This is a genomic window from Asaia lannensis NBRC 102526 (assembly GCF_024054035.1).
Taxonomy (GTDB): domain Bacteria; phylum Pseudomonadota; class Alphaproteobacteria; order Acetobacterales; family Acetobacteraceae; genus Asaia; species Asaia lannensis.
Genome location: NZ_JAMXQU010000002.1, coordinates 302168 through 326816, shown reverse-complemented (window position 1 = coordinate 326816; position 24649 = coordinate 302168). Strand labels below are relative to the sequence as shown.

Below are 24649 nucleotides of genomic sequence, written 5' to 3'. Positions count from 1 at the left end.
ACAGGAAAACTGTGCAGGAGTTTTAGAGATGCAAATCGGTATTGTTGGCCTTGGCCGTATGGGTGGCAACATTGCAGTACGCCTGACCCGTCACGGTCATGATGTCGTGCTGTTCGACCGTACGCCTGATGTTGTGACCAAGACGTTCGACCGTGCCGAAAAGGGCCGTGCGACCGCAGCCAGCTCCGTGGCCGATCTGGTCAGCAAGCTGACCGCAGATCGCAAGATCGTATGGGTCATGCTGCCGGCGGGTGAAATCACCGAAGCCTGCGTGCAGGAACTGCGCGGCCTGCTCGGCAAGGACGACATCGTGATCGACGGTGGCAACAGCTACTACAAGGATGACGTCCGTCGTGCCCAGGAGCTGATGGAAAAGGGCATTCATTACATCGATGTCGGTACGTCCGGCGGCGTGTGGGGCCTCGAGCGCGGCTATTGCATGATGTATGGCGGCACAAAGGACTCGACCGATCATATCGATCCGATCCTGAAGGCTCTGGCTCCGGGCAAGGGCGATGTGGTGCGCACTGTCGGTCGTGACCGTGAAGGTCTCGATCCGCGCGCCGAGGAAGGCTATCTGCATTGCGGCCCGGCCGGTTCGGGTCACTTCGTCAAGATGGTCCATAACGGCATCGAATACGGCATGATGCAGGCCTTCGCCGAAGGCTTCGACGTCATGAAGTCCAAGAACTCGACCGTTCTGCCGGAAGACCAGCGTTTCGACCTGAACATGGCCGACATCGCCGAAGTCTGGCGTCGCGGCAGTGTCGTGTCGTCCTGGCTGCTCGACCTGACGGCCGATGCGCTGTCCAAGAACGAATCCCTGTCCGAATTCACAGGCGAGGTTGGCGATTCCGGCGAAGGCCGCTGGACGATCGAAGCTGCCATCGAGGAATCGGTGCCGGTGCCGGTCATGACGGCATCGCTGTTTACGCGTTTCCGCTCGCGCAGCGGCAACAACTACGCAGAGAAGATCCTCTCTGCCATGCGCTTCGGCTTCGGCGGTCACGTCGAGAAGAAGTGACATTCCGGGCCGGGACCTTATCTGGTCCCGGCCCTTTTTCTTTCTACAGGCTGTCTGCCTGAATGCCAGCGGGAGTGATCCAGGCTCCTGCTCGCACTCCGGCTTTCCGATTATCGACTAAAAAGGTTTGGCATATGGTCGACGTTTCCGCTTCAGCACATGCGGCATTGTCCAATAACGAGACAACGCGTGGGGTACGCCAGGCGCCTCCGGGCTCCATGGTCATTTTCGGCGGTGGTGGTGATCTGACCAAACGTCTGCTCGTCCCGGCTATCTACAATCTGGATTGTGCGGGCCTGCTCAGTGAGGATTTCTCGATCATCGTGGTCGACTGGGCCGAGATGACGACAGAAGGGCTGCTGGAGCAGCTCAAGAGTGCGCTGGACGACTTCGTCAGCAAGCGCGGCACCAACGCCACCCAGCTTCGTCAGGATGTGTGGGATCGCCTGTCCAAGAGCATCAGCTATCTGCGCGGATCGTTCGAAGAGCTTTCGACCTTCGAGGCACTCAAGGAGCGTCTTGGCGATCGTAATGCCGTGTTTTACCTCGCCGTGGCTGCACGCTTTTTCGGCCCGATCGTCGATCTGCTCGGCGAGTCCGGGCTGGCCCACCAGACCGATACCATCTCGCGTCGCGTGATTATCGAAAAGCCTTTCGGTGCCGATCTCGAATCGGCCAAGGCGCTGAACGCCCGTCTGCTGCGCTCGCTCGATGAAAACCAGATCTATCGTATCGACCATTATCTGGGCAAAGAAACCGTCCAGAACATTCTGGCGCTGCGTTTCTCCAACGGGTTTTTCGAGCCGCTCTGGAACCGTCAGAACATCGATCATGTGCAGATCACGGCAGCCGAGACCGTGGGTGTCGAACGTCGCGGGCGCTTTTACGAAAGCACGGGCGCCATTCGTGACATGGTGCCAAACCATCTGATGCAGCTCCTGTCCATGGTCGCCATGGAAGCACCGACATCATTCGATGCCGAGGCCGTGCGTGATGAGAAGGCCAAGGTGCTGAGCGCCATCCAGCCTATCGACCTGTCGCAGGTGGTGCGCGGCCAGTATGTCAGCGGATCGTTCGGCGTGGGAGACGAGGCCGAAGCCCTCCGCGGTTACCGCGAAGAGCCCGATGTTGCCATGGGCAGCCAGACCGAAACCTATGTGGCCATGAAGCTGCGTATCGACAACTGGCGCTGGGCGGGCGTGCCTTTCTATCTGCGCACGGGCAAGCGTCTGCGTCGTCGCAAGACCGAGATTGCCATTCACTTCAAGCAGGCGCCGTTTGCCCTGTTCCGCGATACGCCGGTGGACAAACTCACACCGAACATCATGGTGCTGCATATCCAGCCGACCGAAGGCGTGACCATGCAGTTCTCTGCCAAGGTGCCCGGTCCGTCGGTGCGCCTCGGTGGCGTACGCATGAAGTTCGACTACTCCGACTGGTTCAGCGAAGGGCCGAGCACGGGGTACGAAACGCTGATCTATGACTGCATGATCGGTGACCAGACGCTCTACCAGCGTGCAGATACGATCGAAGAGGGCTGGCGCATCGTCGAGCCCGCCTTCACGCAGAATATTGCCGACAAATCCCCGCTCTGTTTCTACCCGGGCGGTCTGGACGGCCCGCGCGAAGCCGACGAACTGCTGGCACGTTCGGGTCGTCGCTGGCTCGACCTCAATAACTAAGATCGTCATTTCGAAACGACAGGAGATTGCATGACCGTCGAACTGGATGCCATTCACGATGCCCTGCCGCCCATGGCGTCCAGAATTCGTCTCGTCGTTTCGGATATCGATGGCACGCTGATAGGGCCTGACAAGGCTATTGCGAAATCGACGCTGGAAGCGGCGCATGCCCTGCGCAGGCATGGCATTGCGCTCTGTCTGGTGAGCTCGCGCTCGGCAGAAGGCATTCTGCGCTATCATCGTGAGCTCGATCTCGACACACCGTTCGGTGCACTGAACGGGGGCATGATCGTCGGCCCCGATGACGAGATTCTCTCCAATCTTGTGCTGCCGGAATCCTGCACGATATCGGCCTGCGACACGCTTGCCGTTCATCATGTCGATACGTGGATTTTCCGCGATCACGACTGGCTGATCCGTGACCCCGGCGCTTATTACGTGGAGCACGAGCGCCGTGCGGTCGGTATCGAACCGGTCGTGGTGCCCGACCTGCGCCCCTATATGGGTGGGGTTGGCAAGATCATGGCAGCCAGCAGCAACTATCCGCTGCTTCAGCGCATGGAAGTGGAAATAGGGGCCATGCTCAGGGGGCAGGCGAGCGTACACCGTTCTTCGGATTACTATCTCGATATTACCCATAAAGATGCCAATAAAGGGTTCGCCGCCAGGGCGCTTGCCGAGCGCATGGGCATTCCCATGAGTGAGGTTGCGTGCATCGGAGACATGTCCAATGATGTGCCGATGCTCAGCATTGCCGGGCTCGGAATCGCCATGGGCAATGCCGGTGCCGAGGTAAGCGCACATGCTCATGTGACGACAGAACGCAATGATGCCGATGGCTGGGCCCATGCCATGCAGCATTACGTTCTGCCACGAGCCCCCGGCGCAGCCTGACAGGAAGGATTGAGAATATGAGTGGACATGACGTAACCTCGGCCCGTCTTGTGGTCCTTGAGGATGGCGAAGCCGTTGCACGCAAGATGGCACAGTGGCTTCTCGATCAGGCACTTGCCAAGACAGAGGGTCAGTTCGTTATCGCGCTGTCTGGCGGCTCGACGCCCAAGCGGCTGTTCAAGATCATGGCCGAGCCGGCTTACGCTGCGCAGTTTCCCTGGCGCCGCACGCAGATCTTCTTCGGTGATGACAGGCATGTGCCTTTCACCCATGACGACAGCAATTACCGCATGACGAGCGAGATCCTGATCGATGAGGTCGATCTCCCGCCGGAGAATGTCCATCCCATCCCAGCCGACGGCACGCCCGAGCACGATGCGGCTCTCTATCAGGCGGCCCTGCAGGATGTGTATGGCAGCCATCACCTCATTCCCGGTCAGCCGCTTTTCGATGTGGTCATGCTCGGCATGGGGCCGGACGGGCATACGGCATCGCTCTTCCCGCGTCAGCCGATCCTGAAGGAACGCGAGAAATGGGTCGCCGCCTGTACGCCCGATAATGCACCCCATGATCGCGTGTCGCTGACTTATACGGCAATCAATTCCAGTCGTGCCGTGGTGTTCCTGGTCGAGGGAGCAGGCAAGGCGGAAATGCTGGCGCGCGTCCGTGCGGGCGATCCGGAGCTGCCTGCCTCTCACATCACGTCGGAAGGTGAGGTCATCTTTCTGACAGACAAGGCAGCGGCAGGGGATCTGGCTCATGGCTGAGAACAGCGCACAGGACGCTGCGGCGCGCGTGGCGGAACTCAAACGCAAGGCGGCGGTCCATGCCATTTCCTATATCGAGGATGGCATGGCGGTCGGTCTTGGAACGGGCAGCACAGCAAAATTCATGATCGACGCGCTTGGCGAGCGCGTCCGTCGTGAAGGGCTGAAAATTCGCGCGATTCCGACATCGGAAGCGAGCGAGGCGCAGGCGCTGAGCCTGAATATCCCCATCACGAATTTCGCTGACGATCCTTATCTCGATGTTGCGATCGATGGCGCCGACGAGGTGCAGATCGGCTCGCTCTTCCTGATCAAGGGGCGTGGTGGTGCCCTGCTGCGCGAGAAAATCGTTGCAGTATCCGCGCGCAAGTTCATCGTGATCGTGGATGAGAGCAAGCTCGTGACCGATCTCGGCACCCATATGCCGGTCCCTGTGGAGATCATCCCCTGGGGTTGGGAGCGTGTGGAGAACCTGTTGCGCAAGACCGGCGCGAAGACGTGCATACCCCGTCGCAATGACGACGGATCGCTCTACATGACCGATAATCACAACATCATCATCGATTGCGATTACGAGAAGATCGACGATCCGCGCGCTCTTGCCGATCTGGTGATCTCGATCACCGGTGTGGTGGATCATGGACTGTTTCTCGATATCACTTCCGAGGTTCTCGTCGCCGGGGCTTCGGGACTGCAAAGGCTGACGGCATGAGCGAGATGACGAAGAAGATCGCACCCGGGCTGTTTGTCGTCATGGGTGTGTCTGGCTGCGGCAAGACGACCGTTGCCGAGGGGCTGGCGGCTCATTTCGGCTGGCCGTTTCAGGAAGGGGATGATCTCCATCCCAGAGCCAATGTCGAGAAGATGCATAGCGGCACGCCGCTGGACGATGCGGATCGCGCACCCTGGCTCCAGATCTGCCATGAGTGGTTGCGCATGCATGAGGCGACCGGAGGGGTGCTGACGTGTTCGGCCCTCAAGCGCAAGTATCGCGATACGCTGCGTCAGGGGCTGAAAGTCACATTCGTCTATCTCGAGACAAGCGAGCTGACTATTGCGGAACGCCTGAAGCATCGCCTCGGGCATTTCATGCCGCCGTCATTGCTGCCAAGCCAGCTTGCCACGCTGGAGCCCCCGGGCTCGGACGAGAATGTCGTCGTTGTGGATAGTGCAGGTACGCCGGAAATCGTCATGGCGGAGCTGATCAAGGAAATCGAAGCCCGCGCAATCTAGGGTCTGGCTCCTTTGTGGGTCGATCCGGTCCTGTGCGCTGGATCGATCCAAAGAAGGGCACGGTTTGATATCCCCGCTCATCAACAGCTTATGCACATCCTGATCCGCAGAGTTGTTCCTCGAATCTGGGGATAACTCGCTCTTCGTTATCCCGTCCCAGATGCCTGCCTGTTTTATCGGATACGGAATTCTGCCCGATTTGGCCGGCAGCCTGACCGAGCGTCATGTCGTTACTGACATCGAGCCTGAGGGATAACGAGCATTATGAATTCTGCCAGACATGTTGTGCGGTTGCTTTCCCTGTCAGCTGTCGCATTGACCCTGATACTGTTACCGGGATGCAGGCACCGCCATGTAAGCCAGGACGATGCGGTGCCACCTCCGCCCCCTATGCCTGTCGTAGCCCCGGCCCCCGCTGCAGCGATGAGCATTCGGTTTTCTCGCCGCGCCGTAAGCCAGAAGATGGGGCAGGGGTTCATGGCCTATGAACACAGGCTCGATCTTACCGTACCCGATGCGCTGGTCGGGGCTCATCTCGATGCGGCACGCTCGGCTTGTGCAACGGCGGATGCGTGCGAACTCGTTTCGGCGAACGAGAACGCAAGCGATCTGGGGCAGGGTATTTCACAGCATTTTGCCCGTATTGCCGTGCATTTACCCCATGATCGTGTGGAAACATTTCTAAAAGCTGTCTCAGCACCATTACCGGGCGAGAAAACCCGCGATATCGTCACGCGTGAGGCGATGACGGACGAAACCGATCTGCGTAACGAGGTCATGGATGTGGACCGCCGCCTGGCCCAGATGACAGCCTATCGCGACCGGCTGGAAGCACTTGAAGCCCAGAGCGCCGGCCGCACGGACGATCTGATCAAGGTCGCCAAAGAGCTGTCCGAAGTGCAGTCTTCGCTTGAAGATACCCAGAAAGAGAAGAACGGGCTGGCAAAGCGTATCGATACCGAGAGAGTGGATGTCAGCTACGAAGGGGCCAGATCGACCGCTGCGCCTGTGCGACAGAGATGGAACGAGAGTACCCGGATTTTCATGGAGACGCTGGGCGATGTCTGGTTCTTCCTGATCCAGGCCCTGGTATGGGCGCCGCTCGTTATTCTCGGGCTCTATATGGTGCGCCGCGCGATCAGAAGAGGCTGGTTCTCCCGTTCCTGAAGCGCGCGCGGAGCCGTGGAGTGCTCAGGGAAACGTGAGGGGGCGAACCCTTGCGGCCCTCGGACGTCAGTGCCGATATCGAAGATTAAACATTCTGTAATCGGTGCGAGGTCTGCATGGTGAATCTGACAAACAACACGCATAGCCGACCAGACCGTATGAAAAGCCACGGCAAGCCGATTGCAACCGATATTCCTGCACGTCTCGACCGTTTGCCATGGTCACGTTTCCATATGCTCATCGTCGTGGCTCTGGGTATCACCTGGATCCTCGACGGTCTGGAGGTAACGATCATCGGCTCGCTTGCGCCCTCTCTGGAGCGCAGCGACACGCTCGGTCTGTCGCCCGACGGGATCGGTTTTGCGTCTTCCGCCTATGTGGCCGGTGCCGTGCTCGGCGCGCTCGTCTTCGGCTGGATGACGGATCAGCTGGGGCGCAAACAGATCTTCTTTCTGACACTGGCTCTTTATGTTGTCGGCGTCGGTGCATCGGCATTTTCGTGGAATCTCACCAGTTTTGCCGTCGCCCGCTTTCTGACCGGAATGGGGATCGGAGGAGAGTACTCGGCAATCAACTCTGCCATTGACGAGCTTGTTCCGGCTCGTCTGCGCGGGCGCGTTGATGTGATGGTGAATGGAACATTCTGGGCCGGGGCGGCATTTGGCGCAATCGGCTCGGTCTGGCTGCTCAATTCGGCCATCATCCCCGTATGGCTGGCATGGCGCGTCGCTTTTGCGTTGGGCGCCCTGCTCGGCGTGGCGGTTCTGTTTCTGCGCACATTCGTGCCCGAAAGCCCGCGCTGGCTGATGACACATCGTCGTGTCGAGGAGGCGAATGCCATTGTCAGCACGGTTGAATCGCACTGCACCGAGCCGGAAGGCGGATGGGCGCGCAAGCTGCCCACAGTCCTGATCTACCCGGCAGGCGTGTTCAGCCCGATGGAAATGATCAGGATCATGGCCCAGCGTTATCGGGGGCGGTCGCTCTATGTGCTGGTACTCATGATCTCGCAGGCGTTTCTGTATAATGCCGTGTTTTTCACCTACGGCATGGTGCTTACCCAGTACCACGGCGTTTCGCCGCGCGCGGTCGGCTGGTATATCCTGCCGCTGGCTATCGGTAACCTGATTGGGCCGCTGGTTCTTGCGCGCTGGTTCGATACCTGGGGGCGTCGTCGTATGATCGGGCTGAGCTACGCCATTTCGGGTGTGCTGATGCTCGTTGTGGCCTGGGCCATGGGGGCGCATGAGCTGACAGCGTCGACCCAGACCCTGTCATGGTGCGCTATTTTCTTTTTTGCCTCCGCCGCAGCGTCATCGGCCTATCTGACGGCAAGCGAACTCTTTCCGCTCGAAATGCGCGCCTTTGCCATTGCCGTTTTCTATGCGCTCGGAACACTGTTCGGCGGTGTGGCAGCCCCTGTCATTTTCGGTCATCTCATCGGAACCGGGCGCCTGTCGCTTCTGGTCATAGGCTACGATATCGCAGCTGTCCTGATGCTCGTCGCAAGTGTGGTGGCCTGGATCTGGGGGGTGGATGCGGAGAACCGCTCGCTTGAGGAGGTCGCGCCCCCTCTGTCATCCTATTATGCCGTAGAGGAAGGCGAGGTGGCCCGCCTGTGAAGACAGGCCTGTCGCGAGCGCAGTTCGCGGCCTCAGCTCTGATAGAGTTCGAGCGGCAGTCCGTCGGGATCGCTGAAGAAGGTGTACAGCTTGCCGGTATAGGGATCCGTCCTGATCGGCTCGCAGGGGACACCATGGCCGGTCAGATGCTCGACCGCTTTTTGCATGTCCTGCACTTCGAAAGCGAGGTGACGCAGGCCCGCTGCCTCGGGATGGCTCGGACGGGATGGCGGGGTCGGAAAAGAGAACAGCTCGATCTGGGTGTTACCCGCTGCGATGTCGCATTTCCACGACTGGCGCTGGGCGCGCCAGACTTCACGTATGATCTTCAGCCCCAGCGTCTCGGTATAGAAAGCGCGTGATTTCTGATAATCAGAGGCGATGATCGCCACATGATGAATGCCCTGAAACAACATCTGACGCCTATTTCTGGCGGGCGCGACGCCCGTTGGACAGTTCTGTTACCACGCCATGCATGGTGCGCAGTTCCTGTTCGGTCACTTCCCCGCGCTGGAACAGATGACGCAGGTTACGCACCATGCCGGGCCGCTTTTGCTCGTTGCGCAGAAATCCGCATTCGTCGAGATCGCGTGTCAGATGACCGAGGAAATTCTCGAGTTCGCCTTTTGTCGCGACATGGGTCTCATTGGTCATCAATGTGCGGGGTGGTGTGGTTTCACAGGCCATCCACCATTCATACGCCATGATCAGAACGGCCTGCGCCAGATTGAGCGACATGAAATCCGGATTGAGCGGATAGCGTATGAGAATATCGGCACGCGCCATATCCTCGTTATCGAGCCCGGCACGCTCGGGGCCGAACAGCAATCCGGCACGCAGACCGCGATCGGCGATCGCGCGCAGCTCGGAGGCCGCACCACGCGCTGTCATGACCGTCTTGACGATATGCCGGGGGCGCGGGCAGGTCGCCATGACGTGGTGGAGGTCGGCAACGGCCTCGTCGACGGTATCGAAAACCTGCGCCGCATCGAGAATGCGGTCTGCACCGGAGGAGGCATACCAGGCCCGTTCCTGCGGCCAGCCGTCCCGTGGGGCGACAAGACGCAGATGAAACAGTCCACCATTGGCCATGGCGCGCGCCGTTGTGCCGACATTCTCGGCAAGCTGGGGGCGAACCAGAATGACGACTGGGCTGAATTCCCCGATCGGTCCGATATCGGCCCCACCATCGCGACCTGTCATGCGCGCCTCCATGTCGTGCCCTGAGCCGTGTCTTCAAGAATGATCCCCTGCTCGGCGAGCTGGGCACGTATTGAGTCTGCGAGAGCGAAATTGCGTGTTTTCTTGGCTTCTGCACGCTGGATGATGAGCGCATCGATCGCTTCATCGTCCGAACCCGCGCGGAACCATTCGTCGGGTGAAAGGCCAAGCAGGCCGATCATGTTGGCGCAGGCCTTCAGAGAGGCAGCGGCCTCAGCATCGCCTGCGAGTGCCGCATCTGCCAGCGGATGGAGGCAGGAAATGGCCAGCGGTGTGTTCATGTCATCGCACAGGGCCTGCATGAAAGCCGGCGTGACCGTTCCAGCCGACTCTGCGGGCGTCTTTTCCAGGGCGCGATAAAAGCGGTCGAGCGTGCGCTTTGATTCGTCCAGCTTGTCCCATGTGAAGTCGAGCACGGAACGGTAATGCGTGCCGAGCATCAGCAGGCGCAGAGCTTCGGCGGGCGCACGGGTCAGCACTTCGCGTATGGTGAAGAAATTGCCCAGGGATTTGGACATTTTCTCGCCATTCGACAGCAGCATCGCATTATGCAGCCAGTAGCGTGCAAAACTGCTGCCGGGATTGCAGCACAGGGATTGTGCCCGCTCGTTCTCATGATGGGGGAACAGCAGATCGTCGCCGCCGCCATGGATGTCGAAGCTCTCTCCAAGATAGCGACGCGACATGGCAGAGCATTCGATATGCCAGCCCGGGCGGCCGCGCCCATAGGGGCTGTCCCATCCCGGCTGCTCAGGTGTCGAGGGCTTCCACAGGACGAAGTCGCCGGGGTGACGCTTGTAGGGCGCAATCTCGACCCGCGCACCTGCCAGAAGGTCGTCCGGCGTGCGTCCCGACAGGCTGCCATAGCTGGCGCAGCGATCCACGGCGAACAGGACATGGCCCTCCGCCTCGTAGGCGTGACCATTGGCGATAAGCTGGGCGATCATGGCCAGCATATCGTCGATATGATGCGTGGCGCGTGGCTCGATATCGGGGGGGAGGATGCCGAGCGCCGCGACATCCTCGTGAAAGGCCTCTGTCGTGCGTGCTGTCAGGGCCTCTATACCTTCACCGTTCTCCCGCGCACGGGTCGTGATCTTGTCATCGACATCGGTGATATTGCGTACGAAGGTCACGCGCGGAAAAACGGCGCGCAGAAGGCGCACGAGAATGTCGGCGCTGAGCATTGCGCGCAGATTGCCGATATGCACGGCGTCATAAACCGTGGGTCCACAGTAATAGACACGCACATTGGCAGGATCCAGCGGTGTGAAAACCTGCTTCTGCCTTGTCTGGCTGTCATGAAGGGACAGGGAATAGGGAGGGGTGGCCATAAGACAGAGTAGATGCGTCAGCCCCGCGCTTCGTGCAACTCTAATTTACGGCTTTGCGTGCTGGTTTTCCCCCGGCACTGCTGTAAGCAGGCTGTCATGACACAAACGCCTGCCACATCGGCCCTCCCGCGCTGGGGGGATCATTTTCGTGCGCTACTGCGCATTGCTGCACCGCTCAGTTTTTCGCAGCTGAGCGAGATGGCCATGAACGTGACCGATACGGTTCTGCTGGGCAGTCTGGGGGCTACGGCGCTCGCTGTGGGCGGCATGACGACCAATCTGTTTTTCTGCACTTTCATCACGTTCCAGTCCGCCTTGGGCGGTGCGAGCATCCTGATCGCTCGGGCGCGTGGGCGGGCCTTTGCCTCGCAGAATGCGCTGGACGATATGTCAGGCATCGTGACGTCAGGCGTTCTGCTAGCCCTGCTTCTCTGTTTGCCTGTGCTGGCCATTCTCCTGCCAGCCGGATCATTGCTTCTGTTCTTCAACGAGCCCTCGGTGATCGTGCATCAGGGCAGCCGCTTCATGCATCTGCTGCTCTGGGCGCTCTTGCCCAATCTCGTCATCATCGGGCTGTTGCGTATCATCCTGCCTGCGTTCGGCAGCGAACGTCTGTTGCTCTGGACCATGCCTGGCATGGCCGTAATGAACGGCTTTCTGAATGCCGGGCTCATCCATGGCCGTTTCGGTCTACCGAAAATGGGTCTGTGGGGATCGGCATGCGCCACGATCGTAACGGGCTGGTCCGTTGCGTTTCTGCTCGTGCTGCTTGCAAGACGCCAAGCCCATCTGAGGCCGCATTTGCGTCTGACACGCCCGAACGGGGCAGCGATACGTGAAATGCTCAGGCTTGGGCTGCCCATGATGGGCGCGACAGGCGCTGAAATTCTGGCCTTTCAGATGACCGGTCTTCATGCAGGTGCTCTGGGAGCGGTCTCTTCTGCGGCTCATCAGATTGCCCTGAGCGTTACCAGTACGGCTTTCATGATCAGTCTGGCCTTGTCGCAGGCCGTCAACATACGCGTGGCTTACTGGCTGGGTGCAGGGTCGCCTGTGGCAGCGTTACGCTCCACCTTGGGCGCCATGGCGCTCGTTCTGGTCTGGACGAGTTTTACGGCAGCAATCCTGCTGTTCTTTCCCGAGCATATCGCCGCATTCTATATCGATGTTCACAGCCATGATGCCGCCGAGGTGATTCCTCTGGCTGTAACGCTGCTCAAAATTGCCGGGATTTTCCAGATACTCGATGGAGTACAATGTGTCTGTTCAGGCGCGCTGCGCGGATGTCACGACACGTTCATGCCCATGGTCCTGATGATCGCTACTTATGTGCCCATCTCCATTTTCGGTGGGGACTGGCTGGCTTTCCACGGGGGATACGGTGCAGCGGGGCTATGGATCGGCCTGGCAACGGGGCTCGGGATCCTTGCGGTACTACTCTCGATACGCCTCGTTTTTACGATGCGTCGGAAACTGCGTGAAGGGAATACCTTGCCGGTGCCCGCGCTTGCAGAGACTGCCTGAATGCGTCCTGCAGGCAGCGGGAGTCATGACGGCTCAGGCTTCCGGGATACGGATCGTCTGACCGGGATACACGCCGTCATGATGGGCGAGTTCGGCTTCATTCGCCTTGTGCAGATCGGCAGCCGTTACGTCGGCATCGGTCTTTTCGGCGATGGCATGAAGATCTTCCCCCGGTGACACCTGATGAAAGACCGGGGCAGGTGTTCCCTCCGGAACGGCGATATCGGCATGAACCGTATCGATGCCTGCGATATTGCCAGCAGCAAGAATGATGGCGTCGCGTTCGGCCCCGCTCCCTGCCTTGCCCTTCACGGCAATCGTGGTATCGCGCACGGTGATGTGCGAAACCGCGAGCTGGGACATGCCGTAGCTCTTGAACGCCCGTTTGATCAGGTTTTCATGGGGGGCTTTGGGAGCAGGCGCACCTGCCGGATTGATTGCCGTGACTTCGGCCTGATCGTTGAGTTTGCGCCCGGCGGCGCGATTGAACTTGAAAATAGCCATGATTACAGCTCCATGAACGTCGAATATAATGACATGTCATGCAGACGCATCACAACACGGGACGTTCCCCATACACGCGTTTTTGCCCGCTCCCGCTCCCGCGCCGGTGATCCCCCGACGGGATTTCGATTGACAGGAGAAGGGGGGTCCTATACGAGCCGCCGCTATTGCCGGGAACGTGGACATGCCGGCCGTTGTCATATCGGGTTCTGCATCCCGTGACATCGGTTCGAGGGATGCGCCCGTCTTTCTCAATTCGGGGAAAGGCCTACCGGCGCAACATGCGGCTGTCGCGCAGCGTCAGGACAGCCCGAAGTCGAAGCGAGTCCTTGCATATGAGCAAGCGCCAAGAGAGCAAGTACAAAATCAATCGCCGTCTGGGCGTAAACCTGTGGGGCCGCGCCAAGTCGCCGGTCAACAAGCGGGAATACGGACCCGGTCAGCATGGCCAGCGCCGCAAGCAGAAGCCCTCCGACTTCTCGATCCAGCTGATGGCCAAGCAGAAGCTCAAGGGCTATTACGGCAACATCAGCGAGAAGCAGTTCCGCAAGTACTATGACGAAGCCGTCCGTCGTAAGGGCGATACGTCAGAGAACCTGATCGACCTGCTGGAGCGTCGCCTGGATGCGGTGATCTACCGCCTCAAGTTCGCGATTACCCCGTTCGCTGCTCGTCAGTTCGTCAGCCACGGTCACGTGACGGTCAACGGCCGCAAGGTGAACATTCCTTCCTACCTCGTTCGTGACGGTGACGTCATCGAAGTGCGTGAGAAGTCCAAGCAGCTTGCTGTCGTTCTCGATGCCGCACAGTCCGCCGAGCGTGACGTGCCGGAATACATCGAGGTCGATCATCGCCAGATGAAGGGCAAGTTCGTTCGCAGCCCGCGTCTGTCCGATGTGCCGTACCCCGTGCAGATGGAACCGAACCTCGTGGTCGAGTTCTACTCGCGCTAAAAGACCCGTCTCTACCGGGTGTTTTTCGGCCAATGCCGGATCGGGGTCACCCTGGTCCGGCATTCGTCATTTCTGGTCCCTGAATTCAAGCGAAGGTCTTCCCGATGTCCGAAGCCGCGTCCGCCCCCGTTTCCGCCACCGGTCTTGCCAGCGAGATCCGCCGACGCCGGACGTTTGCCATTATTTCCCATCCGGACGCCGGTAAGACGACCCTGACTGAGCGTATCCTGCGCGCTGGCGGTGCCATTCAGCTTGCAGGCAACGTGCGGGCCAAAGGTGAGCGCCGTCGTACCAAATCCGACTGGATGGGCATCGAGCGCGATCGCGGCATCTCGGTCGTGACATCCGTCATGACGTTCGAATATGGCGGCTGCGTTTTCAATCTGCTCGACACACCGGGCCATGAGGACTTCTCCGAGGATACCTATCGGACGCTCACGGCTGTCGATTGTGCGGTGATGGTGATCGATGCAGCCAAGGGTATCGAAGATCGTACGCGCAAGCTGTTCGAGATCTGTCGCCTGCGCGATATCCCGATTGTGACGTTTATCAACAAGATGGACCGCGAGGCGCAGGACTGCTTCGGGCTGCTCGACGAAATCGCCTCGACGCTTGCGCTGGACACGTCTCCCGCTACCTGGCCGATCGGTCGCGCGGCTCATTTTGCCGGAACGTACGATATGCGTACACGCGAAATCAGGGGCGATGCTGCCGGACTGCCGCAGTCGGATTCCCGCATGGTTGCGCTGTCCGAGGAGCTCGAACTCGTCGAGGCGGCACTGCCGCTTTTCGATCGTGAGTCTTTCGATGCCGGGCACCTGACGCCTGTGTTCTTCGGTAGCGCCATGAAAGAGATCGGTGTGACCGATCTGCTGGATGCGCTCGTGGCTTACGGCCCCGAGCCGCGCGCCCAGCCGAGTGAAACGCGTGAGGTCAGGGCGGATGAGGAACAGGTCACGGCGCTGATCTTCAAGATTCAGGCCAATATGGATCCGAACCATCGCGACCGCATGGCATTTGCACGCGTCTGCTCAGGGCGCCTGACGCGCGGTATGCGCCTGAAGCATGTGCGTACCGGCAAGCAGTTCGCGCTTCACACGCCGCAGTTCTTTTTTGCGCGCGATCGTCAGTTGGCGGAAGAAGCGTTTGCCGGGGACGTAGTGGGGCTGCCCAATCACGGCACATTGCGTATCGGCGATACACTTTCCGAAAGTGAAGAACTTCGCTTTACTGGCGTACCTCATTTCGCGCCCGAAATCCTGCGCCGCGTCCGTCTGGACGATGCCATGAAGGCCAAGAAGCTGCGTCAGGCCCTGGTCGAGTTGGCCGAGGAGGGCGTGGTACAGCTATTCCGCCCTCAGGACGGCCTGCCCCCCATTGTCGGTGTTGTCGGAACGCTTCAGCTCGACGTGCTACAGTCCCGACTTCAGGGTGAATACGGCGTGGCTATCGGGTTTGAATCGACGCCTTACACCATTGCACGCTGGGTAACCGGTGAGCGTGCAAAGATCGAGGCATTCTCGATGGCCAATCGCTCGGCCATGGCGGACGATCTCGATGGCGATCCGGTTTTTCTGGCAAGCTCGAACTTCATGATGCGCCGCATGGTCGAAATGAACCCCGATCTGGCTTTTCACGACATCAAGCAGATCGGTCTGATTGGCTGATCGTCAGCGCCTTGCGGTCTCATGACCGTATTGCCGTTGCCTTGTCTTCGATGTGACGAAGGCAAGCAAAAAAAACCCGGCATGCCGGGGCTTTTTTGTAAGGTCAGTAGAATTGAACTGCTTCGTTCAGAGCGTCAGCAGGGCAATGGCCCCAATGGCAAAGAGACCGCCCACGATCGCACCCAGCATAAGGAAGATATTTCCGTCGGAACGATCCGAGGGCGTGAAGCCGATGCGGTCCGAACGGTCGATATGATATGTCTGAGCCATAACCAACCTCCTTGAAGCCCGATGTCGGGAGAGTATCATCTGTCATACATTACATACGTGTAATCCATGGATCGTCAATACAAGAGGCAGGCAAAGAAAAAGGCCTCCGGCACGAATGCCGGAGGCCTTTTTTCTGGAACCGATCAAGAGACCTCCCAAGAGGCCTCTTTCTCAGGCCGAAATCAGCGAAGGATGATTTCGACGCGACGGTTCTGCGGCTCACGGGTGTTCGGACCCGTCGGGACCAGCGGATGCTGCTCGCCATAGCCGTGGATGTCGATCGCAGCGGCAGGAACGCCGTCACGGATCAGCTCAGCCTTGACCGACTGTGCGCGACGGACCGAAAGGCCCATGTTGTACTTCTGGCCGCGTGCACCGGGGTGAGCAGCAGAGTTGTCGGTGTAGCCGTTGACTTCGATGCGCGTCGTCTGGACGTGCGTGGAAGCCTGAGCTGCCTGGGCAACGATCTCACGAGCGCGGCCCGTCAGGTTCGACTTGTCCCAATCGAAGAACACCAGGTAGGTGCGGGCAGGCTGAACTGCAGGCGGAGCAACGACTGCAACCGGCGGCGGCGGCGGGGGAGCCGTATCGAACGCATAGCGCAGACCCAGGATGAACTGGTGGTTGAAGCGCTGATCGAAGTTCACATGACCCTTATGCAGGCCGCTGCTGTTCCAGGAGGTGGAGCGGTATGCGCCGTCCGAGAACGTCTGGCCGATCATGCGGTATTCGGTGGTGAGCGCGAGACCCGGAACACCCGGAATGTCGTAAGCTGCACCGACGATGCCCTGATAGGCGAAGCCACCCTGCGTGCCGCCAACGCGGTTCACAGCGCCGTTGCTGTAAGCCGTGGTGATCGGGTTGTAATGCTGCCACAGGTAACCTGCACCGACACCGACGAACGGCGTGACAGGAGCATTGATGCCGAACTGGGCCAGATCAATGTCGTACAGGACGTTGATGAAGCCACCGTAGGACTGGTCGGAACCGCTGGTCGAACCAGGCACAGCGGTCGGCGTGCGATGGTTGATCTGCGAGTAGTTGTAAACGCCTTCAACTTCAGCGCGCAGACCGTTGCCGAAGCCCCAGCCGAACGAACCGAAGCCCGTGAAGCCGTCCTTGTGACGGAAGCGTGAGCTGCTCGCGTTGTTGCTGCCCGTGCCATCAGCCTGCGTGGTCGGCGCGAAGCGGCCGTGCTGCTGCTGGACCAAGTTGTAGCCACCGCCGATATTGACATACGGGCCGGTGATGGTGCTCGCCATGGCGATCGTCGGGGCGGCTGCCATCGACGTCATGGCCAGAAGTGCCGTGCGGAGACGCATTAGTTTCGTCCTCATAAATTCATCCATTCAAGCTTGCTGTGTTCCCTCCGAAGAGGCGAAGCGACAACAAGCTCAGCGCGATGCATAAGTGCGTATAGAGCCGTCAGTTCCGGTTCAGGAAGTGAGTTCCATAGGTATTTGACGATTAGACGAAATAGCCGTGTCCAAACTGCAACACTCCATTCCGTCTCATTAACAATTTCTTATGCTGCAACTTGTTCTAGCGGGTTTGACTGGAATTAGTGTCATCAACGGATCGTGAGGAGAATGGCTGTTTTGTAAGGAAAACAGCCCTTGTTGCCCTGCTTATTTCACTTGCTGCATCCTGCCTGGACCAAAACGTCACGCACCGTGTCCATTTCAACATCACGGGTGGTGAAGGCCTTGCCGATTCCGCGCATCAGCACGAATGACAGACGTCCGTCCTTCACCTTTTTGTCGCGCGCCATCGACGCGATCAGCTCTTCTGCGCTCAGGGTTTCATCGAACCAGTCGAGCCCGGCAGGCATGCCCAGACTGCGCAGATGCGCTTCGACGCGGTCGAGATCGGCTTGCGGACAGTAACCCAGCGCAACCGAAAGCGCGCCGGCCAGGCACAGCCCTACAGACACCGCCTCCCCATGGAGCAGGCGACCGTCATAACGGTAATGGGCCTCCAGAGCGTGACCGAAGGAATGACCGAGATTGAGAAGTGCGCGACCGTCCTGCGCGGCGGTCTCCTTTTCATCTTCCATAACGACCCTGGCCTTGAAAGCACAGGCGCGCTGCACGGCTTCGCTCAGTGCGGCAGGATCGCCGTCGAGGATGAGTTCGCCATGGGTTTCGCACCAGTCGAACAGGGCAGGGTCAGCGATCAGTCCAGCCTTGACGATTTCGGCATAGCCCGCCACGCGCTCGCGGCGTGACAGTGTTGCCAGGGCAGAGCTGTCGGCGAGAACAATCTGCGGCTGATAGAACGCCCCGACCAGATTCTTGCCAGCACGGGCATTCAGGCCGGTCTTGCCCCCTACGGAACTATCGACCTGAGAGAGAAGGGTTGTGGGAATCTGCACGAAAGGCACGCCGCGCAACAGGCTCGAGGCTACAAATCCGGAGAGATCGCCCACGACCCCGCCACCGAGTCCGATCACGGTCGTATGGCGTTCGATGCCGTAATCGAGAATGTCATTGATCAGAGCGGCATAGCGGGTGAGCGACTTCGATTCCTCGCCGACCGGCACGACAAAGGCCTTGGCCTGAATGCCGGTCTCATCCAGAGCGGTCATCAGTCGGGGAAGATGGAGGGACGCGACGGTTTCATCTGTCACCACCACGACACGCTTCTGGGGCAGGATCGGGGCAAGATAGGCGCCTGCGCGACTGATCAGATCCGGGCCTATCAGAACCTCATAGCGATGCGCATCCAGGGTGACGGGCACTCTGAGGGGGTGAGCGTAGGAGTCGAGGGCTTCCACAATACGTTGGGCACCGTGATCGATGCTGTCATCTCCGCAATCCACGATGATATCGGCCTCTGCATAAATGGGGTGGCGCTGCGCCTGAAGCGCGGCAAGGGTGGATTCGACATTGCCCTTGTCGAGAAGGGGGCGGCCGGTTCGTCCTGAGACGCGTCGGACGAGGACAGGCAACGGGCAGCGCAGCCAGATCGATCGGGCCGATGTCTTGACCAGATGGCGTGTCTGGGCATCGATAAAGGCGCCCCCGCCGGTCGCGAGCACCTTGGGCGGTCCCTGAAGCAGGCGCTGGATGACGCGACGCTCCCCATCCCTGAAGGCCGGTTCACCATGACGGGCAAAAATTTCGGCAATGGTGCACCCAGCTGCGCGTTCGATTTCATGATCGGCATCGACGAAATCGAGGCCGAGTCGAGCCGCAAGGCGACGTCCGATTGTCGTCTTTCCAGCACCCATCAGGCCGACGAGAACGATAATTCCTGAGGACGGGGTCAGTCCCGCAGGCTGGGACGGTGTGAGAAAAGCCGATCCCGGTGTGGGATCAGGTAAATCTGGCATCGTTTCGGATCGATCGGAGAAAAAGGTGGGGCGTGACATTCATGCAAGGCTAACATAGAGGAAAGCAGCTCGCCACCGAGCAGGCCTTGCCGGACAGGCTTCACACGGGGCGTATCGGGTCTGCCTCTTTTATCCGCTCGTTATTGCAGGAGCTTTCATGTCGACGTTGAGCTTGCCCAGAATTGCCGCCGCAGTTCTCGTACTGGTTGTGCTGGTCCTCGGCGGGGCATTTCTGAAGCTGGGCATGAATCCGCCTTTGCCGGTCCAGACGATCGTTCACAAGGATCTGCCCGGCGCGCAATTCGCTGCCTCGACCGCGTCTCCGGCGACGTCGGGCGCACCGGGTGCGATGCCTGCATTGCCGGCCCTGCCGGAACCGGCTGCTGCGCCCGGACTGCAGCACTGAACGGGTCTTTAACCCTGACTGCGCCCCTGGAAGTGGCATGAGTCGGGACAAGGCCCTGCCGCCCGCCGGAGAGGCCTTTCTTGAAATGCTCGCCGCCGAGCGTAATGCTGCCCCTCGCACACGACTGGCCTATATGGCCGATCTCGAGGATTTTATCGGTTTCCTGACCCATTGGGTGCCGGGCCATCCCGTTGCGCTTCTGGATGCAAAGCGCGACGCGGTATCCGCCTACGCCGCCTCTATGGGGAGTGCAGGGCTTTCGGCCCGCACAGCGGCAAGGCGTCTTTCCTGCCTGCGACAGTTCTATCGTTTTGCCCTGCGTGAGAACTGGTGTGCTTCCGATCCGACCGAGAGCATCCAGATGCCGCGCCTCGACGCGCCGCTACCCAAACTTCTGTCGGAAGCGCAGGTAACGGATCTTCTTGAAAAGGGCTGTGCCGGCCATGACGATCCCCGGCGCGATCTCGTCTGCCGCGCTGCTCTCGAGCTTCTCTACACAACGGGGCTGCGCGTCTCGGAACTGCTTTCCCTGCCGGGGCGCCTGTTCCTGCGCGATGCCCCGATGGTGCTGATACGCGGCAAGGGGGGGCGTGAACGCCTGATACCTGTGTCGCATGCAGCAAGAGAGGCAGCGCTGGCTCTTCTGCATCATGATCGCGATATCGACAGCCCCTATCTCTTTCCGGGGCGTAATCCCTCGCGTCCTCTGACGCGTCAGGGTTTCGACAAGATCCTTTTTCAGGCATCGCTTCGGGCCGGGCTCGATCCTGAACAGGTCTCGCCCCATGTTCTGCGACACTCGTTTGCTACCCATCTTCTGGAACGCGGTGCCGATCTGCGCGCCCTGCAGATGCTGCTCGGTCATGCCGATATCGCGACGACCCAGATCTATACCCATGTGATGCAGGAAAGGCTCAGACAGGTTCTGACCCGACATCATCCGCTTTCGGATGAGACAACAGCATAAAGCAACGGATTGTTGTGCAACCTTAAGCCGTGCTATCGGCGGGGCATGCGTCAGTATCTCGATTTCGAAAAGCCGGTTGCCGAGCTTGAAAACAAGATTGCCGAACTTCGCCAGATGGCCAAGGACGGCGAAGGCATCAACATTGCCGACGAAATCGGCAAGCTGTCCGACAAGGCGGAAAAGCAGCTGCGTGCGGCTTACACCAAGCTGACGCCGTGGCAGAAAGTCATGGTTGCACGCCATGCGCAGCGTCCTCGTGCCCTCGATTATTTCCGGGGTCTGCTTGAGGACTATACGCCGCTGGCTGGCGATCGCCTTGGCCATGACGATCAGGCCATTGTCGGCGGTCTTGCACGTTTTCGCGGTCAGGCCGTCATGGTGATTGGCACGGAGCGCGGTTTCGACATGGAATCGCGTCTGCGTCACAATTTCGGCATGCCCAAGCCCGAAGGCTATCGCAAGGCACAGCGTCTGGTTGAAATGGCCGGTCGTTTCAGTCTGCCTATCCTGACCTTTATCGACACATCCGGTGCCTGGCCGGGAATCGATGCCGAAGAGCGCGGTCAGGCTCAGGCGATTGCACGCTCCACCGATTGCTGCCTGCGCGCGCCTGTTCCGCTGGTGGCGATCATTATCGGCGAAGGCGGATCGGGTGGTGCTGTGGCCCTTGGCGCGGGTGACCGCGTTCTGATGCTCGAGCATTCGATTTATTCGGTCATTGCCCCGGAAGGTGCAGCATCGATTCTATGGCGCGATCCGAAACAGGCTTCGACCGCCGCTGAAGCGCTCAAGCTCACGGCGCAGGATCTGCTCAAGCTCAAGCTGATCGATCGTATCATCCCCGAGCCTATTGGTGGCGCACAGCGTTTTCCGGATGAGGCGATCTCGGCAGTCGGCGATGCCATCAGTGAGACACTCGCCGAACTGATTCCGTTCGAGGGCGAGAAGCTTGTGGCCAAGCGTCGCGAGAAGTTCCTTGCAATGGGTCGCGACGCTCTGTGACCTGATCGCTCCATGTTGCCGCATCGAGAGAGCGAGACGGCAACATGGATCCGGAAATTGTGAGGGTGGGTTTTTCCCTCAACATGCAAACCGCCCGGTCTTCAAGGCCGGGCGGTTTGTCGTTTCTGAACCGGGATTTCGAACCTGAGCCTTCAAGGCTTCCGTTCAGGGGGCAGGTTCGCCCTCGACCGGTGTGACCCCCAGCGAGTCGATAAGCGCATATATGCGCGCTCCCGCCTCGGCGACCTTGTCCTGCTCGTAGCCTTTGGCAACGAGAGAGACGCCTTTTCGCCCATCGGGTCTCTCGAAGGGATAGGAGCCGAGGTCGAGTTCCGGAAAATCATGCTGGATCAGTTCCAGCCCTTCGGCGAGGGTGCCTTCACGAAGATCGGCGTGCCACGCGACCGAGCAGAGGGGCGCGCCGCCTTTAAGGGTGGGGAGCAGGGCGTTGAACATCGATTGCATGATCGAGGGAACGCCTGCCATCACATGTACATTGGCGATGGTAAAGCCCGGCGCGATCGAAACACTGTTTTCGATCGGTATGGCGCCGCGGGGAAGCCAGGCCATGCGCTGACGCGCCTTGTTGAACTTTTCCTTGCCAAGATAGGCCTCCAGTTTTGCGTAGGTCTCGGCATGGATTTCCAGAGGCACGCCGATCGCCTCAGCGACACAGGCTGCCGTGATGTCGTCATGGGTCGGTCCGATGCCGCCTGTGGTGAAGACATGATCAAACTGGGCACGACAGGTCACCACAGTATCGATGATACGCCTTGCCCGGTCTGGAATGACACGAACTTCCTCGAGTGAGATCCCGGCCTGGGCGAGGCCAGTCGCGATGAAGCGTATATTGGCATCCTGCGTACGTCCGGAGAGGATTTCATTGCCGATAATCAGAAGGCAGGCGGTCGGTGTCATGGGAATATCCCTCTGTTCTGTAAGCGGGTTCGATATCGTCAACCATACGGGGTGACGTTGCGTTACGCCCTGATGTTAGAATGACTTTTTCGCGGGAGAGAGATGATGGCTGAACCCACAAACGAGCCTTGCGCGACATGCGCTTACGATGTGCGGGCTGAACTTGGCGAGGGGCCGGTCTGGATCTCGGACGAAAACGCCGTCTATTTCGTCGATATCAACGGACGAAAAGTCCATCGGTTCGTGCCCGAACTGGGCGAGGCGCATCACTGGGCCGCGCCGAACAAGGTTGCCTTTCTGATGCCTGTCGATGACGGGACCTTTCTGGCGGGGCTTCCCGATGGACTGTATCGCTTCGATCCGAAGACAGGGACATTCGATAAAATCCTCGAGGTGGAGAGCGACAAACCCGGCAACCGGCTGAACGATGGCTGCGTCGATCTGTACGGACGTGGCTGGTTCGGGACGATGGATGACTCGGAAAAGGCAGCGAGTGGATCGCTTTACAGCATCGAGCACAGTCCGGACGGGTTTGTGCTGCGACAGCACGATACGGGATACAGTGTGACGAATGGTCCTGCTGTCTCGCCGGATGGCAAGTTCCTTTATGTCTGCGATACGCCGCTCGGTGTGATCTACCGCTTCGATATCGGCGCGGACGGTACACTCTCGAACAAGCGTATTTTCGCGCGTCTACCGGAAGAAAAGGGCTATCCGGATGGCGTGGTGACAGATTGCGAAGGCAATGTCTGGTGTTCAACCTGGGGTGGCGGGCATGTTCGCTCTTTCGCGCCGGACGGCGTCGAGCGGGCGGCTTTCGCCATACCGGCGGCGAATGTGACCAAGATGGCGTTCGGTGGCGATGATCGCAGGACCGCCTATGTGACGACCGCTCGCAAGGGGCTTTCAGCTGAAGATCTCGCCCGTCACCCGCAATCGGGCAGTCTGTTCACCTTCCGCGCTGACAAGGCCGGCTTGCCCCAGCACAAGATCGCGCTTTCGAAGGCATCCTGATCCTATTCGGGGAACAGCTCCCTGAGGAGTGGTACGAGAGGACGATCCGGGGCAGGCATGGGATAATCGCCCAGCTTCCCCGCTTTGACCCAGGCGAGTTCCTGACCTTCTTTCGGTAGGGGCGTGCCGCGCCATCGCGTGCAGAGATAAAGCGGCATCAACAGATGCCGTGCCCCGATATTTTCCGAAACGAAGGTGAAGGGGGCGATGCAGCCCGCGGCGATATCGATCCCAAGCTCTTCATCGAGTTCGCGTATGAGCGCCTGCTCGGGCGATTCATGAGATTCGACTTTCCCTCCCGGGAACTCCCACAGACCCGCCATCGGTTTGCCGGGCGGGCGACGGGCGAGAAGAATGCGTTGCTCCCGATCAACCAGCACGCCTGCCACGATAAGGAGAATGCGTGAGGCTGGCTGGCTGATTGCAGGACGCTCAGGCGCAGCGCTTTCCGGTCGTATCGTTTCCTGGGGGGGATCGACGGTTTCTTCGGCAGGCGGGCAGGCTGATCGGTCGAGCCGATAGGTCAGAACAGGATAGGGGTCCTGACCGCGCGACAGAAACGGAACGCGTGTAGCCCCCGCATGGGTAAAGCCAAGGCGGTCGAGCAGGGCGAGAGACGCCAGATTGTCCTCTGCGACATCGGCGACGATTTCAGCCACCGAAAGCGTGTCGAAAGCCCAGCGCACGACATGACCCACACAGGCACGGGCAATTCCGCGTCGCCAGTAGGGGCGTCCTACCCAGTAACCGATCCTTGCAGTCTGGCCCTTGAGGCTATCACCGGAATGACCGATCGAAAGACCGATACAGCCGATCAGGGTCTCGCCCTCGCAGATGGCGAAATGCCACGCCTTGCCGGCTGTCTGCCTTTCGATCGTACTGGCAATCCACTGATCGGCCAGTTCTCTGGGATAGGGAAAGGGCAGGTGGCTCAGCATCCGCACCACGCTCCAGTCATTGACCAGACGATGCACGTCGGCCCCATCGGGCAGGCGAAGCGGACGAAGCGTGTAAGGTGGAACGGAAAGGGTGAGTGCCATATAGGCCCCATCTCCTGAGTTGACGGGATTGCCGAAGCAGCATGATGCAACAGCATCATGCAAGTGTGCGTCGGGTAAGAACGGATCGATTGCAGACTTACCCGAC

At 59.7% G+C, this 24649-nt stretch carries 24 protein-coding genes; 15 read left to right on the top strand and 9 right to left on the bottom strand.

What is annotated here, in order from left to right; translation table 11 throughout:
- The first annotated feature begins 28 nt into the window (after positions 1-28).
- The 8 genes from gnd to NF685_RS04010 all read left to right on the top strand — a co-directional run bounded on the left by gnd (position 29) and on the right by NF685_RS04010 (position 8389).
- A complete protein-coding gene (gnd, locus tag NF685_RS04045; protein WP_222547922.1) occupies positions 29-1024 on the top strand; it encodes a phosphogluconate dehydrogenase (NAD(+)-dependent, decarboxylating) in 996 nt (331 codons plus the stop codon).
- A gap of 134 nt (positions 1025-1158) precedes the next feature.
- Positions 1159-2706: a glucose-6-phosphate dehydrogenase gene (zwf, locus tag NF685_RS04040; protein WP_222547921.1), complete on the top strand. Its 1548-nt coding sequence runs from the start codon at positions 1159-1161 to the stop codon at positions 2704-2706.
- A 30-nt stretch (positions 2707-2736) separates the two neighbouring features.
- Complete coding sequence (locus tag NF685_RS04035; RefSeq protein WP_252848688.1) at positions 2737-3600, top strand: Cof-type HAD-IIB family hydrolase; 864 nt, start codon at positions 2737-2739, stop codon at positions 3598-3600.
- Positions 3601-3617: 17 nt separating this feature from the next.
- A complete protein-coding gene (pgl, locus tag NF685_RS04030) occupies positions 3618-4367 on the top strand; it encodes a 6-phosphogluconolactonase (RefSeq protein ID WP_222547919.1) in 750 nt (249 codons plus the stop codon).
- Entirely contained in the window at positions 4360-5079 is a 720-nt protein-coding gene (gene rpiA / locus NF685_RS04025) for a ribose-5-phosphate isomerase RpiA (protein ID WP_222547918.1), read from the top strand. Before pgl ends, rpiA begins: the two co-directional genes overlap by 8 nt.
- Positions 5076-5600, top strand: coding sequence for a gluconokinase (locus NF685_RS04020; RefSeq protein ID WP_252848687.1), 525 nt, complete (start codon positions 5076-5078; stop codon positions 5598-5600). Before rpiA ends, NF685_RS04020 begins: the two co-directional genes overlap by 4 nt.
- A 423-nt stretch (positions 5601-6023) precedes the next feature.
- Entirely contained in the window at positions 6024-6767 is a 744-nt protein-coding gene (locus NF685_RS04015) for a DUF4349 domain-containing protein (protein WP_252848686.1), read from the top strand.
- A gap of 116 nt (positions 6768-6883) precedes the next feature.
- Complete coding sequence (locus NF685_RS04010; protein ID WP_252848685.1) at positions 6884-8389, top strand: MFS transporter; 1506 nt, start codon at positions 6884-6886, stop codon at positions 8387-8389.
- 32 nt (positions 8390-8421) lie between these two features.
- Here NF685_RS04010 and gloA2 read toward each other — a convergent pair whose 3' ends face one another.
- The 3 genes from gloA2 to cysS are packed head-to-tail and all read right to left on the bottom strand — an operon-like array spanning position 8422 to position 10944.
- A complete protein-coding gene (gene gloA2, locus NF685_RS04005; protein ID WP_252848684.1) occupies positions 8422-8805 on the bottom strand; it encodes an SMU1112c/YaeR family gloxylase I-like metalloprotein in 384 nt (127 codons plus the stop codon).
- A gap of 7 nt (positions 8806-8812) precedes the next feature.
- On the bottom strand, positions 8813-9592 hold the full coding sequence (locus NF685_RS04000; protein WP_252848683.1) for an RNA methyltransferase: 780 nt from the start codon (positions 9590-9592) through the stop codon (positions 8813-8815).
- The gene (cysS, locus tag NF685_RS03995; RefSeq protein ID WP_252848682.1) at positions 9589-10944 is read right to left on the bottom strand and encodes a cysteine--tRNA ligase; all 1356 of its coding nucleotides are present in this window, start codon (positions 10942-10944) and stop codon (positions 9589-9591) included. Before cysS ends, NF685_RS04000 begins: the two co-directional genes overlap by 4 nt.
- A gap of 96 nt (positions 10945-11040) precedes the next feature.
- Here cysS and NF685_RS03990 point away from each other — a divergent pair, with 96 nt between their 5' ends.
- Entirely contained in the window at positions 11041-12468 is a 1428-nt protein-coding gene (locus NF685_RS03990; protein ID WP_252848681.1) for an MATE family efflux transporter, read from the top strand.
- Positions 12469-12501: 33 nt separating this feature from the next.
- Here the strand turns inward: NF685_RS03990 and NF685_RS03985 are convergent, their stop codons facing one another.
- Positions 12502-12972, bottom strand: coding sequence for a LysM peptidoglycan-binding domain-containing protein (locus tag NF685_RS03985; protein WP_252848680.1), 471 nt, complete (start codon positions 12970-12972; stop codon positions 12502-12504).
- A gap of 335 nt (positions 12973-13307) precedes the next feature.
- On the opposite strand from NF685_RS03985, the gene rpsD reads away from it, so the two are divergent.
- Positions 13308-13925 (top strand): 30S ribosomal protein S4, encoded by a 618-nt coding sequence (rpsD, locus tag NF685_RS03980; protein WP_023978552.1) that lies wholly within the window; start codon positions 13308-13310, stop codon positions 13923-13925.
- A gap of 104 nt (positions 13926-14029) precedes the next feature.
- Positions 14030-15592 (top strand): peptide chain release factor 3, encoded by a 1563-nt coding sequence (locus tag NF685_RS03975; protein WP_252848679.1) that lies wholly within the window; start codon positions 14030-14032, stop codon positions 15590-15592.
- A gap of 126 nt (positions 15593-15718) precedes the next feature.
- Here NF685_RS03975 and NF685_RS03970 read toward each other — a convergent pair whose 3' ends face one another.
- The 3 genes from NF685_RS03970 to aroB form a co-directional block, all read right to left on the bottom strand.
- On the bottom strand, positions 15719-15862 hold the full coding sequence (locus tag NF685_RS03970) for a hypothetical protein (protein ID WP_222547910.1): 144 nt from the start codon (positions 15860-15862) through the stop codon (positions 15719-15721).
- Between the two features lie 182 nt (positions 15863-16044).
- Positions 16045-17184, bottom strand: coding sequence for an OmpA family protein (locus NF685_RS03965; RefSeq protein WP_222547909.1), 1140 nt, complete (start codon positions 17182-17184; stop codon positions 16045-16047).
- Between the two features lie 311 nt (positions 17185-17495).
- A complete protein-coding gene (gene aroB / locus NF685_RS03960; protein WP_264813675.1) occupies positions 17496-19196 on the bottom strand; it encodes a 3-dehydroquinate synthase in 1701 nt (566 codons plus the stop codon).
- A gap of 157 nt (positions 19197-19353) precedes the next feature.
- Between aroB and NF685_RS03955 the strand changes: the two genes are divergently transcribed.
- Genes NF685_RS03955 through NF685_RS03945 form a run of 3 tightly spaced genes read left to right on the top strand, consistent with a single transcriptional unit; the run spans position 19354 to position 21571 of the window.
- On the top strand, positions 19354-19602 hold the full coding sequence (locus tag NF685_RS03955) for a hypothetical protein (RefSeq protein ID WP_252848678.1): 249 nt from the start codon (positions 19354-19356) through the stop codon (positions 19600-19602).
- Between the two features lie 37 nt (positions 19603-19639).
- Positions 19640-20569, top strand: coding sequence for a tyrosine recombinase (locus tag NF685_RS03950; RefSeq protein WP_252848677.1), 930 nt, complete (start codon positions 19640-19642; stop codon positions 20567-20569).
- 45 nt (positions 20570-20614) lie between these two features.
- Complete coding sequence (locus NF685_RS03945) at positions 20615-21571, top strand: acetyl-CoA carboxylase carboxyltransferase subunit alpha (protein WP_252848676.1); 957 nt, start codon at positions 20615-20617, stop codon at positions 21569-21571.
- Positions 21572-21736: 165 nt separating this feature from the next.
- On the opposite strand, the gene NF685_RS03940 is transcribed toward NF685_RS03945, so the two are convergent.
- Complete coding sequence (locus tag NF685_RS03940; protein WP_252848675.1) at positions 21737-22489, bottom strand: competence/damage-inducible protein A; 753 nt, start codon at positions 22487-22489, stop codon at positions 21737-21739.
- Positions 22490-22594: 105 nt separating this feature from the next.
- Between NF685_RS03940 and NF685_RS03935 the strand changes: the two genes are divergently transcribed.
- Positions 22595-23503, top strand: a complete 909-nt coding sequence (locus NF685_RS03935) for an SMP-30/gluconolactonase/LRE family protein (RefSeq protein ID WP_252848674.1) — start codon at positions 22595-22597, stop codon at positions 23501-23503.
- A 2-nt stretch (positions 23504-23505) separates the two neighbouring features.
- Here the strand turns inward: NF685_RS03935 and NF685_RS03930 are convergent, their stop codons facing one another.
- Positions 23506-24543 (bottom strand): bifunctional GNAT family N-acetyltransferase/(deoxy)nucleoside triphosphate pyrophosphohydrolase, encoded by a 1038-nt coding sequence (locus tag NF685_RS03930; RefSeq protein WP_252848673.1) that lies wholly within the window; start codon positions 24541-24543, stop codon positions 23506-23508.
- Positions 24544-24649 lie beyond the last annotated feature (106 nt).

Coding starts and splice junctions, on each gene's coding strand:
- gnd (WP_222547922.1), top strand. CDS start 29: ATGCAAATCGGTATTGTTGGCCTTGGCCGTATGGGTGGCAACATTGCA.
- zwf (WP_222547921.1), top strand. CDS start 1,159: ATGGTCGACGTTTCCGCTTCAGCACATGCGGCATTGTCCAATAACGAG.
- NF685_RS04035 (WP_252848688.1), top strand. CDS start 2,737: ATGACCGTCGAACTGGATGCCATTCACGATGCCCTGCCGCCCATGGCG.
- pgl (WP_222547919.1), top strand. CDS start 3,618: ATGAGTGGACATGACGTAACCTCGGCCCGTCTTGTGGTCCTTGAGGAT.
- rpiA (WP_222547918.1), top strand. CDS start 4,360: ATGGCTGAGAACAGCGCACAGGACGCTGCGGCGCGCGTGGCGGAACTC.
- NF685_RS04020 (WP_252848687.1), top strand. CDS start 5,076: ATGAGCGAGATGACGAAGAAGATCGCACCCGGGCTGTTTGTCGTCATG.
- NF685_RS04015 (WP_252848686.1), top strand. CDS start 6,024: ATGAGCATTCGGTTTTCTCGCCGCGCCGTAAGCCAGAAGATGGGGCAG.
- NF685_RS04010 (WP_252848685.1), top strand. CDS start 6,884: ATGGTGAATCTGACAAACAACACGCATAGCCGACCAGACCGTATGAAA.
- gloA2 (WP_252848684.1), bottom strand. CDS start 8,805: ATGTTGTTTCAGGGCATTCATCATGTGGCGATCATCGCCTCTGATTAT.
- NF685_RS04000 (WP_252848683.1), bottom strand. CDS start 9,592: ATGACAGGTCGCGATGGTGGGGCCGATATCGGACCGATCGGGGAATTC.
- cysS (WP_252848682.1), bottom strand. CDS start 10,944: ATGGCCACCCCTCCCTATTCCCTGTCCCTTCATGACAGCCAGACAAGG.
- NF685_RS03990 (WP_252848681.1), top strand. CDS start 11,041: ATGACACAAACGCCTGCCACATCGGCCCTCCCGCGCTGGGGGGATCAT.
- NF685_RS03985 (WP_252848680.1), bottom strand. CDS start 12,972: ATGGCTATTTTCAAGTTCAATCGCGCCGCCGGGCGCAAACTCAACGAT.
- rpsD (WP_023978552.1), top strand. CDS start 13,308: ATGAGCAAGCGCCAAGAGAGCAAGTACAAAATCAATCGCCGTCTGGGC.
- NF685_RS03975 (WP_252848679.1), top strand. CDS start 14,030: ATGTCCGAAGCCGCGTCCGCCCCCGTTTCCGCCACCGGTCTTGCCAGC.
- NF685_RS03970 (WP_222547910.1), bottom strand. CDS start 15,862: ATGGCTCAGACATATCATATCGACCGTTCGGACCGCATCGGCTTCACG.
- NF685_RS03965 (WP_222547909.1), bottom strand. CDS start 17,184: ATGCGTCTCCGCACGGCACTTCTGGCCATGACGTCGATGGCAGCCGCC.
- aroB (WP_264813675.1), bottom strand. CDS start 19,196: ATGCCAGATTTACCTGATCCCACACCGGGATCGGCTTTTCTCACACCG.
- NF685_RS03955 (WP_252848678.1), top strand. CDS start 19,354: ATGTCGACGTTGAGCTTGCCCAGAATTGCCGCCGCAGTTCTCGTACTG.
- NF685_RS03950 (WP_252848677.1), top strand. CDS start 19,640: ATGAGTCGGGACAAGGCCCTGCCGCCCGCCGGAGAGGCCTTTCTTGAA.
- NF685_RS03945 (WP_252848676.1), top strand. CDS start 20,615: ATGCGTCAGTATCTCGATTTCGAAAAGCCGGTTGCCGAGCTTGAAAAC.
- NF685_RS03940 (WP_252848675.1), bottom strand. CDS start 22,489: ATGACACCGACCGCCTGCCTTCTGATTATCGGCAATGAAATCCTCTCC.
- NF685_RS03935 (WP_252848674.1), top strand. CDS start 22,595: ATGGCTGAACCCACAAACGAGCCTTGCGCGACATGCGCTTACGATGTG.
- NF685_RS03930 (WP_252848673.1), bottom strand. CDS start 24,543: ATGGCACTCACCCTTTCCGTTCCACCTTACACGCTTCGTCCGCTTCGC.